The following is a 15,323-nucleotide window of genomic DNA, read 5'->3' on the forward strand; positions in this document are numbered from 1 at the left end:
CGCTGCCGGGAGCTGCGAGTGCGTCTGGAGATATCCAGCCGTCTTCGCCATCAGCGGAGCGGCCGTATCGCCTCGGCGATCTTCGCGACGTGGCGCAGATCGGTGCCGCAGCATCCCCCGAAGATGTTGATCCACGGCATGCGGGCTGCCAGCGATCGATAGTGCTCGGCAAGCTCGCCAGGATCGCCGGCGTCGAGTTCGCTCGCGCCGTCGAGTTCGGCGTGGCTTTTGGTCGAGGCGTTGGCGCGCAAGCCCCTTATCCGCCGTGTCCAATCGGCCTGCCCGAGGGCCGGAGCGAAGTGAGTCGGATGGGCGCAGTTGATCATGTAGTAGGCACAATAGCCGTTCGACGCCGCCTCGACTTCGCGAACGGCATCGCCGAGGCTCTGGCCGGTCGCCAGCATGCCGTCGGCTTCGACCGTGAAGGACAGCGCTGCCGGCATCCCGACGCGGCGCGCGGCGCACAGGAAACCGGCTGCTTCGGACGCCTGGCTGAAGGTCATGCCGCTTATCATGTCGGCTTCAGTCTGAACCAACCAGCCGATCTGTTCGCTGAAATAATCTTCGGCTTCCCGAACCGGGATGACCACCTCGGGGCTGTAAGCGTCGCCGCGTGGCCCGATGATCGCGTTCAGGACGATCGGTTTTGCAGGGTTGGCGAACCGCCGTCTCAACCCGGCGATGAAACGAATGCTTTCCTCATTCGCGGCTTTCAGCTCGGCCACGGTCGCACCCAGCGCATCGGCCCAGTGGCGATGCGCCTTCCATGTCGCACTGTGTAGGATGAAGCCCGCGCCGACCTCGCGTGCGAGCGACAGGAAGCCGTCGAAGTAGCGATCCATCGCCGCCCGCCCCGTCTCGCTCGACAACAGCGTGTGGGCTGCGAACCCTTCGATGGCGATGCCATGATTGAAGATGAGGTCGGTCTCCAGACCCCCGTCCGTCAGGAACAAATCGCTCGATAGCTGCGGTAGAGAATGGCGGTAACGAGCTGTTCGCGGCGCAGTTTCGCTACCCATGGGCTTTCCCCGTCATTGATCGCGACGTCGTCCCGTATCAAGCCGAACCGGCCGCGCCGAATTTCGCCCGGACCGCCGATGATAGAGGGATCATTTCAAGAGATCGATCGGCTGGATCGGCAGGAAGCTCAGCATCGCTTCAGTCCCGATGCTCGTACAGGGCCATCTCGGTTGACGAGGTCGCTTGCCAGGTGCCCCAGGCAATCACCAGCCTCCACGAGGGCGAAGGTTCGGACGCAGATGGCGAGGCCGGCCGATTTGAAGTGGACTTCCACCGGAGGCAGCCACGGGTTCACCGGGTCGTAAATGCGCCCGGCCAGGGCGCCCTCGGGAAGCTCGTCGCCGAGGGAAAACACGGGTTCGAACACGCCGGCTTGCGGCGCGAAAGCGAAGAGGCCGTCATCGTTCATCGACAGGAAACGAATATAGGCTGGCGCAGATGGCTCATCGTCGCGGAGAACGCCGATATGCCGCATGAGCCCGGCGATCCCATCCTGCAACTCCCCAACCCCTTTGGGATTCACGCTCGATCCGCCGCCAAACTCCCCTGTCAGGAAGTGACATTTATTGTGATAAGCCGCATTGCCGAAGACACGATCTTCGCCATCCGGCGACCTGCGGCTGTCGAAAAAGGCGACGCGCGTTGGGGCGAAGGCGGCGATCAGACCGTCGATGATCTGCATGTCTTCAGGGTCGTCCCACCTCGGCGCCAAGAGCGTGGGTAAGTACTGCAGCGATGACCCACCGGAATGCATGTCGATGGCGTAGTCGGCAAGCGGTAGAAGCTCGCTGGCCACGAAGTGAGCGATGATCTGGGTCACGGACCCGTTGCGGTTACCGGGGAAAGTTCGATTGAGGTTCAGCCCGTCGATCGGCGACGTGCGCGTTCCCGCCAGATAGGCCGGATGATTGACCGACGGGAGAATGATGACGCGGCCGGACACTGGAAGTTTTTCGAGTTTCTGCATCAGTTTCGTCAGGACGATCGGTCCTTCGTATTCATCGCCGTGCACGCCGCCGGTCAACAGCAGGGTTGGGCCATCGCCGTTCTTGGCGACAGCAATGGGTATCGGAATGTGACCATAGGCGGAGCGGTGCACCGAGTGGGGAACGCGCAGGTGTCCGAACCGCACGCCCTCGTCCTCCAGTGAGATCGAACAGGAAATCATCGATTTTTGGGACATCGCTTGGTCTTCCCGTCGCGGAGCATTCGCATGGCTTAGGCGCTGGACCGTCGCGAATTGGCAGGAACACGGCGGAGGCTTCGCGGACCAGCCCGGATCGATGGATTCCAGGCGAACGGAGGCGACCTGTCCGGACGGGCAGCGGGTCCAGGCCAGCCGCCCTCCACAAATAAGCGCGCGTGTAGTTTCGCCATGAAGAACGATTATGGCCGCGGCCTGTCTGTCGACGGCAGCCGGCTATGGAGCCGTCGCGGTTGCTGCGCGGACGTCTCGCAGCCACCCGCGCGCGTCAGGTGCGAGGCCGTACTGGAGTTGCCTGACAGCGTTGTAGAGGCGCTGCGTCATCGGACCGATCCTACCGCCGCCGATCGTAACACGATGGTCCCGAAAGGCGATCTCGCCGATCGGTGCCACGATTGCGGCCGTGCCGGTACCCCAAACCTCCTTCAGGCTGCCGTCGTTTCCGGCTGCGATGATCTCGTCGATAGCGATAGGACGTTCGCTGACCTTGAGGCCCCAGTCGCGCATGATCGCAAGACAACTGTCTCGGGTAACACCGGCGAGGATGGTATCACTCAATGGCGGTGTAATGATCTCGTCGGCGATCTGAACCATGATGTTCATCATTCCGACCTCGTCGAGATAGCGGTGATGCACGGCGTCCAGCCAGAGCACCTGATCGAAGCCTTCCGCCTGGGCCTGGTGTGCCGCAAGCAGGCTGGCGGCGTAGTTTGCGGGCGTCTTCGCCGATCCCAGCCCGCCTGGCGCGGCGCGGGAAAATCGGTCGGACGCGAGGAGGCGTAGCGGGCTGAAGCCGTTCGGATAATAGTCACCAACCGAAGACATGATCAGGAAGTAGACGAATTCGTTCGCAGAGCGGACGCCCAGGAACGGCTCTGTTCCGACGATGGTCGGCCGGAGATAGAGTGCCGCCGGCGCGGGCGGCGCCCAGTCGCGATCGCGCTCGAGCAGTTGGTCGAACGAAGCGCAGATGAAGCGTTTGTCGAGCGTCGGCATGCAGAGCCGTTCGGCAGATCGATTGAGCCTTTCCGCGTGCGCCTCCGGCCGGAAGGTGCGCAAGATATCGTCGTGACCGAGGAATGCCTTGAGGCCGTCGAAGACGGCCTGGCCGTAGTGCAGCACCGTCGCCGCGGGATCGAGCGGAAGCGGCCCTCTATCGACGATTCGGGGGTCATGCCAACCGAGCCTGCGATTATAGTTGGCCAGGAACATGTGGTCCGTGAAGACCGTGCCGAAACCCGACGGGAGCGGTCTTTGAAGTCCAATGTCGTGAACGGGTGCCATTGCGTCTAACCTTGTCCTATCACTGACGGGAGGGAATGCGCGCTTTCAGACCGTTCGATGCCGTCGAGCGGATGCGTTTTCGTAGAAATTGCCGCAATGCCGGTGCGCACGATCTCGATGTCGGCAGCGGAGGTCAATCGGGTCAGGAAGCGATCGATTTGCTGCGTCGTGCCCGTCAATTCGAAGATGGCTGCTGCGTCGGCGTGAGACCTGATTGTCCGAATGCTTTCAATCTCGGCGAGATTGACCATGTCGATGCTCGCGACATCGCACGGCCTCAATTTGATAAGCGCGAGTTCGCGCGCGACGAAATCCTCCGTCTCATTCAGGTCGAACACGGAGTGCACGGGGATCAATCGACCGAGCTGCGCGATGATCTGTTCGACGATCGCGGTGGAGCCCGTCGTCAGAATGGTAAATCGGGCGCGTTTGCGATCGATCGGCGCCACTGTCAGGCTATCGATATTGTAGCCGCGCCCCGACAACATGCCCGCGATACGCGCCAGGACGCCTGGTTCGTTGTCGGAAACGATGGAAATGATCGCGCGGCGCTCGTCGGATTCTGTCATCATGACCTAATTAAATGAACATCTGTTTCTCATATTAAACAAGGTTCAAATTTTATGTCAACGATGCAGATCGCGCTCGCGCGCTTCGGCGTGTCGGTCGCGTCTAGTCGAGAGTCCGGATCGACGAACCGACGTCGCCACCGAGCATTGCGAGATTGCGCCTTTGAGATCGTTCGATAACCTGGTCCACCGGGCCCTCGCCAGGCCCGTCGTGCCGTCGGAGGCGCTGGCGCAGAGCAGACGGAAGAACGACGGAGAGTTTGCCTTATCCGCCCGGTAGCGCATGCCGCGATCATCTCGCGATGGGCTGGAATTCGTATTGGTGGCAACGTGAACGAAGAGATTTGAATGGCGTATCGCAAGACGGATCGGGTCCGCGAGCAATTGGAAGACAAGCGGCTTCGCATTCTATCGGCCACCCGCCATCTCGTCATGGAGGGTGGTTCGCTCGATGCACCCATTGTCGAAGTGGCGCGGCGGGCGTCTGTCGCGACCGGCACCGTCTACCGGTATTTCCCATCGAAGACCGACCTTCTGACAGAGGTCGTTCGCCTCGCCTCGCAGCACGAACTCGACGTGATCGCGGGCATCGCCCAATCCGACGCGCGCGCGCGCGATCGGCTCGACACTGCGGTGTCGACTTTCGTGGACCGCGCCCTGCGCGGGGCTCGGCTCGCCCGCCTGCTTATCGTCGAGCCGATCGACGTCGGCATTTCAGGCGCGCGACGGCACTATCGTCGGGCGCTGGCACTGGTGATCGCGCGGATCGTTGCGGACGGCGTCGAAACCGGTGAATTCGCCCAACAGAACCCTGCTGCGGCTGCGGCGGCGATCGTCGGCGCCTTGATGGAGTCGTTGAACGACGCATTGGCGACGGAAAGCGCAGTGACGGAAGAGCCATCCGTCGATCTCGTCGACGAGATGCGCGCCTTCTGCCTCCGGGCGGTGGATGCATCGAAGACGCACTAACCCGGCAAAGCAAGGGAGCGATCCTCGCGCGCGGCCTGATGCAGGACGCGGGGCTTCTTGACAGCGGCATCCCTTCCGTATGAAATGAATTGTGTTCATTTCATACGGAAGGGATGCACTATGCCGGTCACTCTCGCGAAAAAGGACGTGGCGACCCATGAGGTCGTCAACCAGGTGCCGTTCCTGCCCGACGTGAACCTCTACGAAGGCGACGCTATCCTGCGCGAGACCGTAGACCGGGAGGGAGGCGGTTGGGCGGAACAGGATCTGGCGGCATTCGGCGCAGTCTGCGGCAGCGAGGCCACTCGGGAACTCGCTCGGCAGGCGAACCGACATTTGCCCGAACTCAAGACGCACGACCGGCGCGGCGAACGCATCGATCTCGTCGAGTACCACCCTTCCTATCACGAACTCATGCGCATTTCATTTGGCGCGGGGGTGCATTCTTATGCTTGGAACAACAAGCGCCCGGGCGCGCACGTCGCACGCGCGGCGCTCAGCTATCTATGGAACCAGGCCGAGAATGGCACCGCTTGCCCTACCGGAATGAATTATTCCGCGGTTCCGATCATCCAGCAGACGGCGGTCATTGGGGAAACCTGGGCGCCGGCGCTGAATTCGACCGCATACGACCCTCGGCCGATTCACATTTCCAAAAAGACCGGCGCCACGATCGGCATGACCCTGACGGAAAAGCAGGGCGGGTCGGACCTGCGCGCCAACACGACACGGGCGGTCGCCGTCGACGGCGCCGGTCCGGGAGCGCTCTACGAGATCACCGGGCACAAATGGTTCTGCTCGGCGCCGATGTGCGACGGCTTCTATACGCTGGCCTATACCGACCGGGGCCCGACCTGCTTCATCATTCCGCGTATCCTGCCGGACGGCAGCCGCAACAATTTTTTCATCCAACGGCTCAAGGACAAGCTCGGCAACCGGTCCAACGCGTCGTCGGAGGTCGAATTCAGGAATACGCTGGCCTACGCTCTCAGCGAAGAAGGACGAGGAATTCGGGCCGCCGTCGGCATGATCCACCTGACCAGACTCGATTTCACCTTGGGCTCGGCGGCAATGATGCGGCACGCCCTGACGCAGGCGCTGCATCACACCAGCCATCGCAGTGCGTTTCAGAGAAGGCTGATCGACCAGCCGCTCATGCGCAATGTGCTGGCCGACCTCGCGGTCGACAGCGAGGCCAGCACGCTCCTCGCCTTCCGTGTCGCGCGGGCCTGCGACGAGGTGCAGCGCGGCGACGAAGGTGCACGCCGGTTCGAGCGCATCGCCGTCGCAATCGCGAAATATTGGACCTGCAAGCGCGCTTCCGCTTTCATCCATGAGGCGCTCGAATGCCACGGCGGCAACGGCTTCGTGGAAGAGCATCTGATGGCCAGGCTCTATCGGGAGGCGCCGCTCAACAGCATCTGGGAAGGGTCGGGCAATGTGATCGTGCTCGATGTGATGCGGGCCTTCCAGCGTGAGCCGGACTCGATCGCCGCTTTCCTCGACGAGGTCAAGAAGGCGAAGAACGCCGATCACCGGCTGGACAAGCACATCGCGCGGCTCGAGCAGGAATTGTCGAACCTCGCCGATTTCGAACACCGCGGACGGCACCTGGTCGAGATGATGGTGTTCGCGCTACAGGGTGCATTGCTCGTCCAGCATTCGACGCCGGCGGTGGCAGACGCTTTCTGCGCCGCGCGCCTCGACGGCCGATGGGGCCGCGCTTTTGGAACCTTGCCGCCCGATGTCGATATGGAGGCGATCCTGTCGCGGGCGCGGCTCGCGGTCTGAGGCACGTTCGATCGCGGCTCTCGAAGCGCACGCAGGGTGAGGCTCGGGAGTACGCCGCCGACACCCGCCACGTCACTCCGCTTCGTCGGTACGGCCCTCATTCCGGCGGTCCCGCAACAACGAGAATTTCCGGGTTAGAGGATCCAGATCCTCGGTTTTCCCGAACAGCACGATCGTCACGTAATCGACGTCGTGCCCGCGGGCCGCGCCGGTAAGCTCGACCTGATGTTCGGCCGAGCTGCCGCCGATCATGGCGGAGATGAAGACGTTGTGAGGCAGGTCGCGTTGTGCGGCAGCCCGACGCAACGCAGCGAGTTGGCTCGAGTTCTTCGCTTCGAGAACGATGAAGGGAAAGCGCGAGATCGCAGCGACGAATCCTTCGGCGAGATTGGGGTAGTCGAGATAGTCCGGCTCCTGTCCGAGGCGTGCCGCCAACCCTGCGGTGACATGGCCAAGCGCGTTGAGCGCCGTCGGCAGCGAATGGCGTCGATTGATGACCGCGACGAATTTCTTGTGATTATCCGCATAGGCCAATTTCTGCTCCGCTCGTGTCGCACAACCGCCCGACGATCGGCCGGTTGCTCATTCGATGTCGCTCCACCGCTCCAATTGGAGGGCTCCCGTGAAATCCGGAAGGGTCCAGAACGTCGATGCATCCAGCCGGTCGTCGCGGATGGCGGCAAGCGTGTCATCGATGGCCTTGGCCACGCTCATCGCGAGCGTCGTGCCATGGACGATCATCGCAAAGCCCATCTCGCCCAGTTCCTGGTTGCCGAGGATCGGCGTCTGGCCTCCGACCAGCATGTTGCAGAACTGGGGCACGTCGAACGCACCCGCGATCGTCCGAAGTTCCTCGACCGATCGGGGCGCTTCGATGAAGAGCCCGTCGGCTCCTGCACGGATGTAGCGCTCTGCGCGCCTGAGCGCGTCATCGAGGCCATGGACGCTTCGGGCATCCGTGCGGGCGATCAGGAAAAGCTCCTTGTCGTGGCGTGCGGCAGCGGCCGCTCGAATTTTCCGCTCCATCGCGTCGATTGGAATCACGTCCTTGCCGGCGAAATGGCCGCATCGCTTTGGAGACACTTGGTCCTCGAGGAACAAGGCGGATACCCCGAGACGCTCGTAGGTCTCGACCGTGTGGGTCACGTTCCGCGTATCGCCATGCCCGTTATCGGCGTCGACGAGCACGGGCAGAGCGCTCGCCGCCATGATGTCGCGAACGCCCGCAGCCATTTCGCCAAGACCGATCAGGCCGATATCCGGGAGCCCGTGTCGCGCTGCCGATAGCCCGAACCCGCCGATGACGTAGGCCTGGAAGCCCGCGCGTTCGATCAAGCGGGCGCACAGCGCATCATGCGCTCCCGGCAGAACGAGGGGTTTGTGTGCATCGAGCAGCTGCCGCCAGGTTTTCCGCTCGATCACGATCCCCACCACGACAAGGCCGATTCCAACTCGTCAGGCGGCAATTGCCGCCGACACGGCGTCCAGCCGTGCCAGGAGCTCGCTTCGCTTCTTTTCGAACGCGACGATGCTGTCATGCTTGATGTGCCCATAGCCCCTGACCATTTCCGGCAATGCGGCGATCTCGGCGATGAGCGCGACGTTGGAAGGGTTCAAACGACCGAGCAACTCGGCCATCGTCGCTTCATAAGCCGTGATCAGCCGACGCTCCTCGCGTCGCTCGGCCGTGTGACCAAAGACGTCGAAGGGAGTGCCGCGCAGGCTTCGCAGCCGTGCAAGCAGCTTCAGGGCCGGTCGCAGCCAGGGCCCAAAGGACATCTTCCGCGGCTCGCCGAGTTTTGCGTCGAAGCGCGCGAGAAGCGGCGGCGCGAGCTGATAGCGCAGATGATAGGAACCCTCGAAGTTCTCCCGCACCTGCCTTTCGAACTCGCCATCGGTATACAAGCGCGCGACCTCGTACTCGTCTTTATAAGCGAGCAATTTGAAATAGGCGCGGACGACGGCCTCGGTGAGGATCGTATTTTGCGACAGGGCCGCTTCGGCTGCCCGGGTTTTTCGCACCAGGTCGGTGAATCGCGCGGCATAGGCGGCGTCCTGGTAGCCGGTCAGGAAAGCAACTCGCCGTTCGATCGTCGCGTCGAGCGAGATGTCGATCCGCTCATTTGCCGTTTGAGCCGCACCGCCGAGTGCTTGCCTGTCCGCCTCGGCTGGATCGTGGGCGGCAACGCGGCCCCATTGAAAGGCGAGCTTGTTCTGCTCGACATTCACGCCGTTGATCTCGATGGCCCGCAACAGCGAGGCGAGGGAAAGCGGGACGAGGCCATGTTGGAAAGCGTAGCCCAGCATGAAGATGTTGCTGGTGATCGCATCGCCGAGCAGGGCGTTCGCCAGCCTCGTCGCATCGACGAGATTGGCCGCACCCGCCCCGAACGTCTGATGCAGCCCGGCTTCCATGTTGCCCCAAGGGGTCTTGAGGTCGGGGTCCCGGATGAACGCCACCGTCGGCAGCCGGTTCGTGTTGACGACGGCGCGGGTGCGGCCCTTGAGTGCACGCGAGAGCACCTTCGTCTCGCATGTCACCAGGAGGTCGCAGCCGATGACGGCGTCGGCCTCCCCTGCCGCGACACGGATCGACTTGACGGCTTCGGGCCGATCGGCGATGCGGACGAAAGTGGTGACGGCGCCGCCTTTCTGCGACACGCCGGTCATGTCGAGGACGCCCACACCCTTTCCCTCGATGTGCGCCGCCATGCCGAGCAGAGCCCCGATGGTGATGACGCCGGTACCGCCGACGCCCGCGATCACCATGCCATAGGGGGTCGCGAGCGTCGGCAGGGTCGGCGCCGGCAGCTTGTCGAACGCAATCGTGTCGGCCGCCAGCGCCTTGCCCTTCCGCGGCTTCCCGCCTTCGACCGTCACGTAGCTGGGGCAAAATCCTCGCGTGCAGGAAAAATCCTTGTTGCAGGACGACTGGTCGATGACACGCTTGCGACCGAACTCGGTCTCGACGGGCAGCACCGAGACGCAATTCGATTTGACGTTGCAATCGCCGCAGCCCTCGCACACCCGCGTGTTTATGAACGCGCCCCGCTGCGGATCGGGGAATGTGCCCCGCTTGCGCCGCCGCCGCTTTTCGGCTGCACAAGTCTGATCATAGACGATGATCGTCACGCCGAGTTCCTCGCGCAGTTCCTTTTGCGTCGCGTCGAGCTCGTCCCTGTGCCGCGCGGCAATGCCCGCGGGAAAATCAGCCTTGCCGTACTTCTCCGGCTCATCCGAAACGACGACGATTTTGGCGACGCCTTCGGCGGTCAACTGCGCCACGATTCCGGGGACGGACAGCGCATCGGGAAGCGCTTGGCCGCCGGTGGCGGCGGTCGCGTCGTTGAACAGGATCTTGAAGGTGATGTTGACTTTCGCCGACAGGGCGGCCCGGATCGAAAGCAATCCTGAATGATAGTAAGTGCCGTCGCCGAGATTGGCGAACATGTGCTTGGTATCCGTGAACGGGGCCTGTCCGATCCATGCCGCCCCCTCCGCGCCCATGTGCGAGAATATCTTCGAGTCCGGAAAAATGTAGCTCGCCATGAAGTGGCAGCCGACGCCGGAGATCGCGCTGCTGCCTTCCGGGACGCGTGTCGACGTATTGTGTGGACAGCCCGAGCAGAAGTACGGAACCCGCCCCGCGTCGCTGAGATAGCCGCGCAACTGCGGTGACAGCGATGGTTTCGCTTGCGCCTCCTCCTTCGCGGCGATGGTCGCCGCCGTATCCTCGAGGTGGCTGTCGCGATGGAAGCGCGCAATCCGCCGCGCGATCAGCCTGGCGATCTGCTCGGGCGACAGCTCCCCGGTCGCCGGCAGGAGATATCCGCGCAACTCAGGATCGGTGACGGCCTCCCTCTTGCCCAGAACGATCGGTCGTCGACCGCTCGGCAGATCGAACAGCTGGTTCTTGATCTGCGTTTCCATCAACGGCTGCTTTTCTTCGACAACCAGCAGCTCTTCGAGATTCTCGCTGAAGGCCCTGAGGCCGACGGGCTCCAACGGCCATGTCACCGCCACCTTGTAGAGGCGAATTCCGATCTCTTCGCAGGACGCGGCGTCGAGACCGAGAAGATCGAGCGCCTTGAGGGTGTCCAGATAAGATTTGCCCGTCGTGACGATGCCCAGTCGGGGTGTGCGACTGTCGATCGTCACGCGATCGAGTTTGTTGGCCCGCGTATAAGCCTGAATTGCAGGTAACCGGAATTCGATGATGCGCCGTTCCATCTGCAGCGGCTGATCAGGCAGGCGGATGTTCAATCCGTCTGGCGGCAGCTCGAAATCGGTCGGCAAGATGATCTTCACGCGGTCCGGGTCGACATAGACCGACGCTGAGCTTTCCACCGTCTCCTCGAGAGCCTTGAAGCCGACCCAAGAGCCGGAGTAGCGGGACATCGCCCAACCGTGCAGACCGAGATCGAGATAGTCTTGCAAGTCGGCCGGATTTAGCACGGGGATCAAGGGCGACAACAACATGCCTTCGCTCTGGGTGGCCACCGTGGAGGAATGCCCCATGTGATCGTCCCCGCAGACGATCAAGACCCCTCCGTGCCGGGCCGCTCCTGCTGAATTGCCGTGCAGAAAGGTGTCGCCACAGCGGCCGACCCCCGCCCACTTGCCGTACCAGAGCGAGAAGACGCCGTCGTAGCGGGCGCCGGGCATCAAGGTGACCTGCTGCGAGCCCCATACGGCGGTCGCGGCCAGTTCCTCATTATGGCCCTGCTGGAAATGAATGTTATTGCTTTCCAGGAGTGGGCCGACATTCCGGAGTGTCGAGCCCATATGGTTCAACGGCGAACCCTGATAGCCGCTGACGAAGCCCGCCGTGTTGAGACCGGCGGCGGCGTCGCGGTGACGTTGCATGAGAAGAAGGCGCGTCAGGGCCTGCAGGCCATTCAGATAAACGCGGCCCTTTTCGAGGCGATACTTGTCGTCCAATGTCACGGAAGCCAAATCCATCGGTCGCACTCGCGTCGCTGAGGTTGAAGGATTGTCAGTCATAATTTCTAACATCGTTCAATTAATCGATCAACAATGCTAGAAAGAGCTACGCTTCTTTTTTTGACGGCATTGGCGTAAAATCGACGGAACGGGAGCAAATGGTATGACAATTTCGGCTAAAGCCGAACGGACGGAAGCCGTCAGCGAGCTGAAGCGCTCCCTGATCCTGGCGGCGGCTCGTCGCGTATTCGAATCGGAAGGGTTGGACCGTGCCAGCATTCGAGCGATCGCTCGGGAAGCCGGCTACACGGCCGGGGCGATCTATTTTTATTTTCCCAGCAAGGAAGCGATCTACGGCGCGATCCTGCAGGAGCTGATCGGTCGCCTGGTCGAGAGCGTCGAGCGCGCCGTCGTCGACGCAAAGAAACCCGAACAGCGCTTTCAACTGGCAACTCTCGCATTTTTCGATTTCTTTGCGGAAGACCCGCGCGACCTGGATTTCGGATTCTATCTGTTCGGTGGTGGCATGCGGCCACACGGGATTTCGCGGGAAGCCGACGCTGCCTTGAATGAAAGCCTGCTTAGGAGCTTGGCGCCAGTCTCGGAGGCCGCTCGGCAATGCGGGTTCGATGCCGATGAGGCGCGCGCCTGCGCCGCATCGGCATTTGCCCACGCTGTCGGCCTTCTCCTGCTGAAGCACACGCGGCGTATCAGGATATTTGCGCTGGAACCGCGCGTATTGATGGAAATGTATGCGCAATCCGTCGCCATCCAGTTCGAAGGCCGCTGCAAGACAATGGCGGTGTAAGGATAAAACTGGGCGTTCCGTGCTCCAGGCGGCGCTCACGTGGCGGCGATCAAGCGGCTGTCCGTCCCCGTAAGAACCGGTACGGCCGGCTCGGGGACTTGACAGCCCGTGACGCAGCAACGGCCCGGCTGCTTCGAAGGCTGCTGCCCCTCCGCCAACACGCCGCGATCGAGGAGCCGCTCCACCAGATCGACCTTTTGCGATACCGGATAGTGGCGCCAGATTTCGCGCTTCATTGCCTCCGGCGAGCCGCCGCCGTGCAGCGAGATCAGCGAATACCAACCCGCCTGGTAGGAAGCCGTCAGATCTTCGAGGAACCGGGAGACCTCGAGCCGCTGTGTGGCCGGAATGTCCGGCCGGCCAGCGAGAACCGCCGCGAGCGACGCCTGGGTCTCCGGATTGTGGTCCTCGTCAGGACCGGGGAGCGAAACGATGAGCCCCCCCGAAACATAGTGGGCAAGCCGGTGCATATCGTAGATTTGCGTCGCCAGCAGCAGCTTGCCGATATTCGAGAAGACGACGTCGGGCATCACCGATCCCGCCGGATCCTTCACGGCATAGACCGATGAAGCGACCCCGCAGGCGTAAAAGCCTTCGACGATCTTGATGAGTTCGACCATTGCATCGCGGATATGCCCGTGCCGATCGGCATCGAGTCCATTTGCCTCGATCATCAGGGCTCCGGCACCGATCAGGAGATCGCCGAAACCGGCGCGGGCTCCGATGCAGGAATGACGATGGTGCGTCGCGTAGTTGGTCGTCGCGATCCCGGCCTCTTCGTATTCGCCTGCCAGGAACACACGGTCCCACGGCACGAAAACATCGTCGAAAATGACGACAGCCGTGGACTGACCATATTTGTTCGAGAATTTTGCCGTTGCCTCACCCGGCCGTCCCGCCGGGCGCGCCACCATGGTAATGCCGGGCGCGTCCACCGGCACGGCGCAACAGACGGCGAAGTCCGCCTCTTCCTTCGTCATGGTCCGGCACGGCATGACCAGGAACTCATGCATATACGGCGCGCCGGTGACGATCGCCTTGGTTCCCCGGATGACGATGCCGTCCCGCCTGCGCTCCGCGATGTGTACATAGGTATCGCGCTGCGATTGTGCTCCGGGCCGTTTCGAACGATCGCCCTTGGCGTCCGTCATGGCGCCGCCGACGGCGAGGTCATTGTCCTGGACATAGTGAATATAGTTGACGACCCGCTGGTGATACGTCGTGCCGTGGTTTCGGTCGGCGAGATCGGTCGCTTGATAAAGCCCATTCAGCATGTCGTGCGTAACATAGCGCTGCGCACACCCGGATTCCTGGCAAAGCAGCCGCACGGCTTCGAGTTTGTAGAGAAGATCTTGTGAATTCTCGTTGATGTGCAGCATCCGGTTGACCATTTTGCCGGACGTCTGCTGCCGCGCCGTCATCAGTGTCTGATATTCCGGCCGCAAGGCGAAATCGTACGTAATCCCCACCGCATTTACACCCGGTGCAAAGGCCGGATCATCGGCCGCCGACTCCACCAGCCGGCTGTCGACGAAGATGCGCGGTTTGAGGCGACGAAGGGATTCGCGATATTCTTCTGACGACAGAAACATGGCCAGGACTCCGTTTGCAAAAAACAGATTATAACGTTGTTCAAAAATTCAATGACATGTCAATATATTCTACAAGGCACTCCGATCGAGGGCCGCCTTGCGCGCCTATGCCGAAGAGACCAGTCGCCTCAATCGCGAGCGCCTCGCCCGCGTTGACCTCGATTCTGCTCGTGTCGTTCCGGGGGAGACGACATCACGGGGCAGGTATTCCAGCCGTCGGCATTGGTGCCAGTCGGCTTCGTAGTCGAGAGCGCCACTCTTGAGGACGCGGTGGCGGCTATCGTCGCGCGCTCCATCTGTGGCGCGAGTATTTGCCCGGGTTGCGGCACGAGATCGGCGCGCGTTCATAGTCGATATCATCGGCGTGCAGCCGATCTGCCGATCGCCGGCCGTGCGGTTCGCCTGCTGGTCCTGGCCCGGCGGTTTTACTGTGATGCCGTGCTTTGCGGTCGGCGGATCTCCGCCGAGCGGTTTGCCAGCAGCCTTCTGGCGCCGTGGGCGCGCCGCACGGCCCGACTGGATCATCTCGTTCACCATCTGGGGCTCGCCTTGGGCGGCCGTCCGGCGGCAAGCTTTGCGCGGCGGCTGATGCTGCCGGTCAGCAATGACACCCTGCCTGCCAAGGTGGACTGAGCGTTTACATTCGCGGCGGCCGCATACAATCTGGTCCGCATCCCGAAGCTGAGAGCGGCACCATGAGCGCTTCGGCCAACTGCCAATTGCTCGGCCGGTGGCGGATCATCGAAGCCGATCTCTGGGATCGCGACTTCCTCGACCTCTGCGGACCCGCCTACATCTTCTTCGAGACCGGCGGTCGCGGCGAGTTCGCCTTCGGCGCGCTCCAGAGCGGCATGGCCCTCCAATACGGCAAGCGCACTCTGTTCTTCGCCTGGGAGGGCTTCGACGAAATGGACGATACCTCCGGCTCAGGATCGGCCGAACTCCATGACGAAGGCACGATTGAGATCGAGCCTCGTTCCACAACGGCGTAGCCCGGATCTATTGTAACCATCCGGTAGGGACCGCAGACAGGTAGCTGTCATCTCGACCGTTGGCCTGCTCACTGCGCAGTGGATCAGAATCTCGAAGGCAGTGCTAATGTGCTAGCGCTTCGCCGCCGTACAACCGAGAATGTTATGATC

The 15,323-nt window shown here is 62.3% G+C and carries 13 protein-coding genes; 5 read left to right on the forward strand and 8 right to left on the reverse strand.

The genetic code is table 11. The features are described 5' to 3' along the window. Positions 1–50: 50 nt before the first annotated feature. From VGV37_RS13985 to ilvN, 4 genes are all read right to left on the reverse strand, one after another. On the reverse strand, positions 51–1,019 hold the full coding sequence (locus VGV37_RS13985; protein ID WP_326880308.1) for a homocysteine S-methyltransferase family protein: 969 nt from the start codon (positions 1,017–1,019) through the stop codon (positions 51–53). Between the two features lie 128 nt (positions 1,020–1,147). Continuing rightward, the gene (locus VGV37_RS13990) at positions 1,148–2,203 is read right to left on the reverse strand and encodes a succinylglutamate desuccinylase/aspartoacylase family protein (RefSeq protein ID WP_326880309.1); all 1,056 of its coding nucleotides are present in this window, start codon (positions 2,201–2,203) and stop codon (positions 1,148–1,150) included. Between the two features lie 237 nt (positions 2,204–2,440). After that, on the reverse strand, positions 2,441–3,508 hold the full coding sequence (locus tag VGV37_RS13995) for a branched-chain amino acid aminotransferase (RefSeq protein ID WP_326880310.1): 1,068 nt from the start codon (positions 3,506–3,508) through the stop codon (positions 2,441–2,443). 5 nt (positions 3,509–3,513) lie between these two features. Next, complete coding sequence (ilvN, locus tag VGV37_RS14000; RefSeq protein ID WP_326880311.1) at positions 3,514–4,080, reverse strand: acetolactate synthase small subunit; 567 nt, start codon at positions 4,078–4,080, stop codon at positions 3,514–3,516. A gap of 345 nt (positions 4,081–4,425) precedes the next feature. On the opposite strand from ilvN, the gene VGV37_RS14005 reads away from it, so the two are divergent. Both VGV37_RS14005 and VGV37_RS14010 read left to right on the forward strand, forming a co-directional pair. Next, the gene (locus VGV37_RS14005; protein ID WP_326880312.1) at positions 4,426–5,046 is read left to right on the forward strand and encodes a TetR/AcrR family transcriptional regulator; all 621 of its coding nucleotides are present in this window, start codon (positions 4,426–4,428) and stop codon (positions 5,044–5,046) included. Positions 5,047–5,166: 120 nt separating this feature from the next. Beyond that, the gene (locus VGV37_RS14010; protein WP_326880313.1) at positions 5,167–6,837 is read left to right on the forward strand and encodes an acyl-CoA dehydrogenase family protein; all 1,671 of its coding nucleotides are present in this window, start codon (positions 5,167–5,169) and stop codon (positions 6,835–6,837) included. A gap of 72 nt (positions 6,838–6,909) precedes the next feature. Here the strand turns inward: VGV37_RS14010 and VGV37_RS14015 are convergent, their stop codons facing one another. Genes VGV37_RS14015 through VGV37_RS14025 form a run of 3 tightly spaced genes read right to left on the reverse strand, consistent with a single transcriptional unit; the run spans position 6,910 to position 11,799 of the window. After that, entirely contained in the window at positions 6,910–7,371 is a 462-nt protein-coding gene (locus VGV37_RS14015; RefSeq protein ID WP_326880314.1) for a DUF2000 family protein, read from the reverse strand. 48 nt (positions 7,372–7,419) lie between these two features. After that, positions 7,420–8,271, reverse strand: a complete 852-nt coding sequence (locus tag VGV37_RS14020) for an isocitrate lyase/PEP mutase family protein (protein WP_326880315.1) — start codon at positions 8,269–8,271, stop codon at positions 7,420–7,422. 21 nt (positions 8,272–8,292) lie between these two features. Continuing rightward, positions 8,293–11,799, reverse strand: coding sequence for an indolepyruvate ferredoxin oxidoreductase family protein (locus VGV37_RS14025; RefSeq protein ID WP_326880316.1), 3,507 nt, complete (start codon positions 11,797–11,799; stop codon positions 8,293–8,295). A gap of 145 nt (positions 11,800–11,944) precedes the next feature. Here VGV37_RS14025 and VGV37_RS14030 point away from each other — a divergent pair, with 145 nt between their 5' ends. Beyond that, entirely contained in the window at positions 11,945–12,589 is a 645-nt protein-coding gene (locus VGV37_RS14030; protein ID WP_326880317.1) for a helix-turn-helix domain-containing protein, read from the forward strand. 35 nt (positions 12,590–12,624) lie between these two features. Here VGV37_RS14030 and VGV37_RS14035 read toward each other — a convergent pair whose 3' ends face one another. Then, a complete protein-coding gene (locus VGV37_RS14035; protein ID WP_326880318.1) occupies positions 12,625–14,181 on the reverse strand; it encodes a 4-hydroxyphenylacetate 3-hydroxylase family protein in 1,557 nt (518 codons plus the stop codon). 270 nt (positions 14,182–14,451) lie between these two features. Here VGV37_RS14035 and VGV37_RS14040 point away from each other — a divergent pair, with 270 nt between their 5' ends. Then, positions 14,452–14,814, forward strand: coding sequence for a transposase family protein (locus tag VGV37_RS14040; RefSeq protein WP_414637994.1), 363 nt, complete (start codon positions 14,452–14,454; stop codon positions 14,812–14,814). A 62-nt stretch (positions 14,815–14,876) separates the two neighbouring features. Continuing rightward, on the forward strand, positions 14,877–15,173 hold the full coding sequence (locus VGV37_RS14045; protein ID WP_326880319.1) for a hypothetical protein: 297 nt from the start codon (positions 14,877–14,879) through the stop codon (positions 15,171–15,173). The last annotated feature ends 150 nt before the right edge of the window (positions 15,174–15,323 follow it).

Origin of the sequence: Aliidongia sp. (assembly GCF_035943795.1) — a bacterium.
Taxonomy (GTDB): domain Bacteria; phylum Pseudomonadota; class Alphaproteobacteria; order ATCC43930; family CGMCC-115725; genus Aliidongia.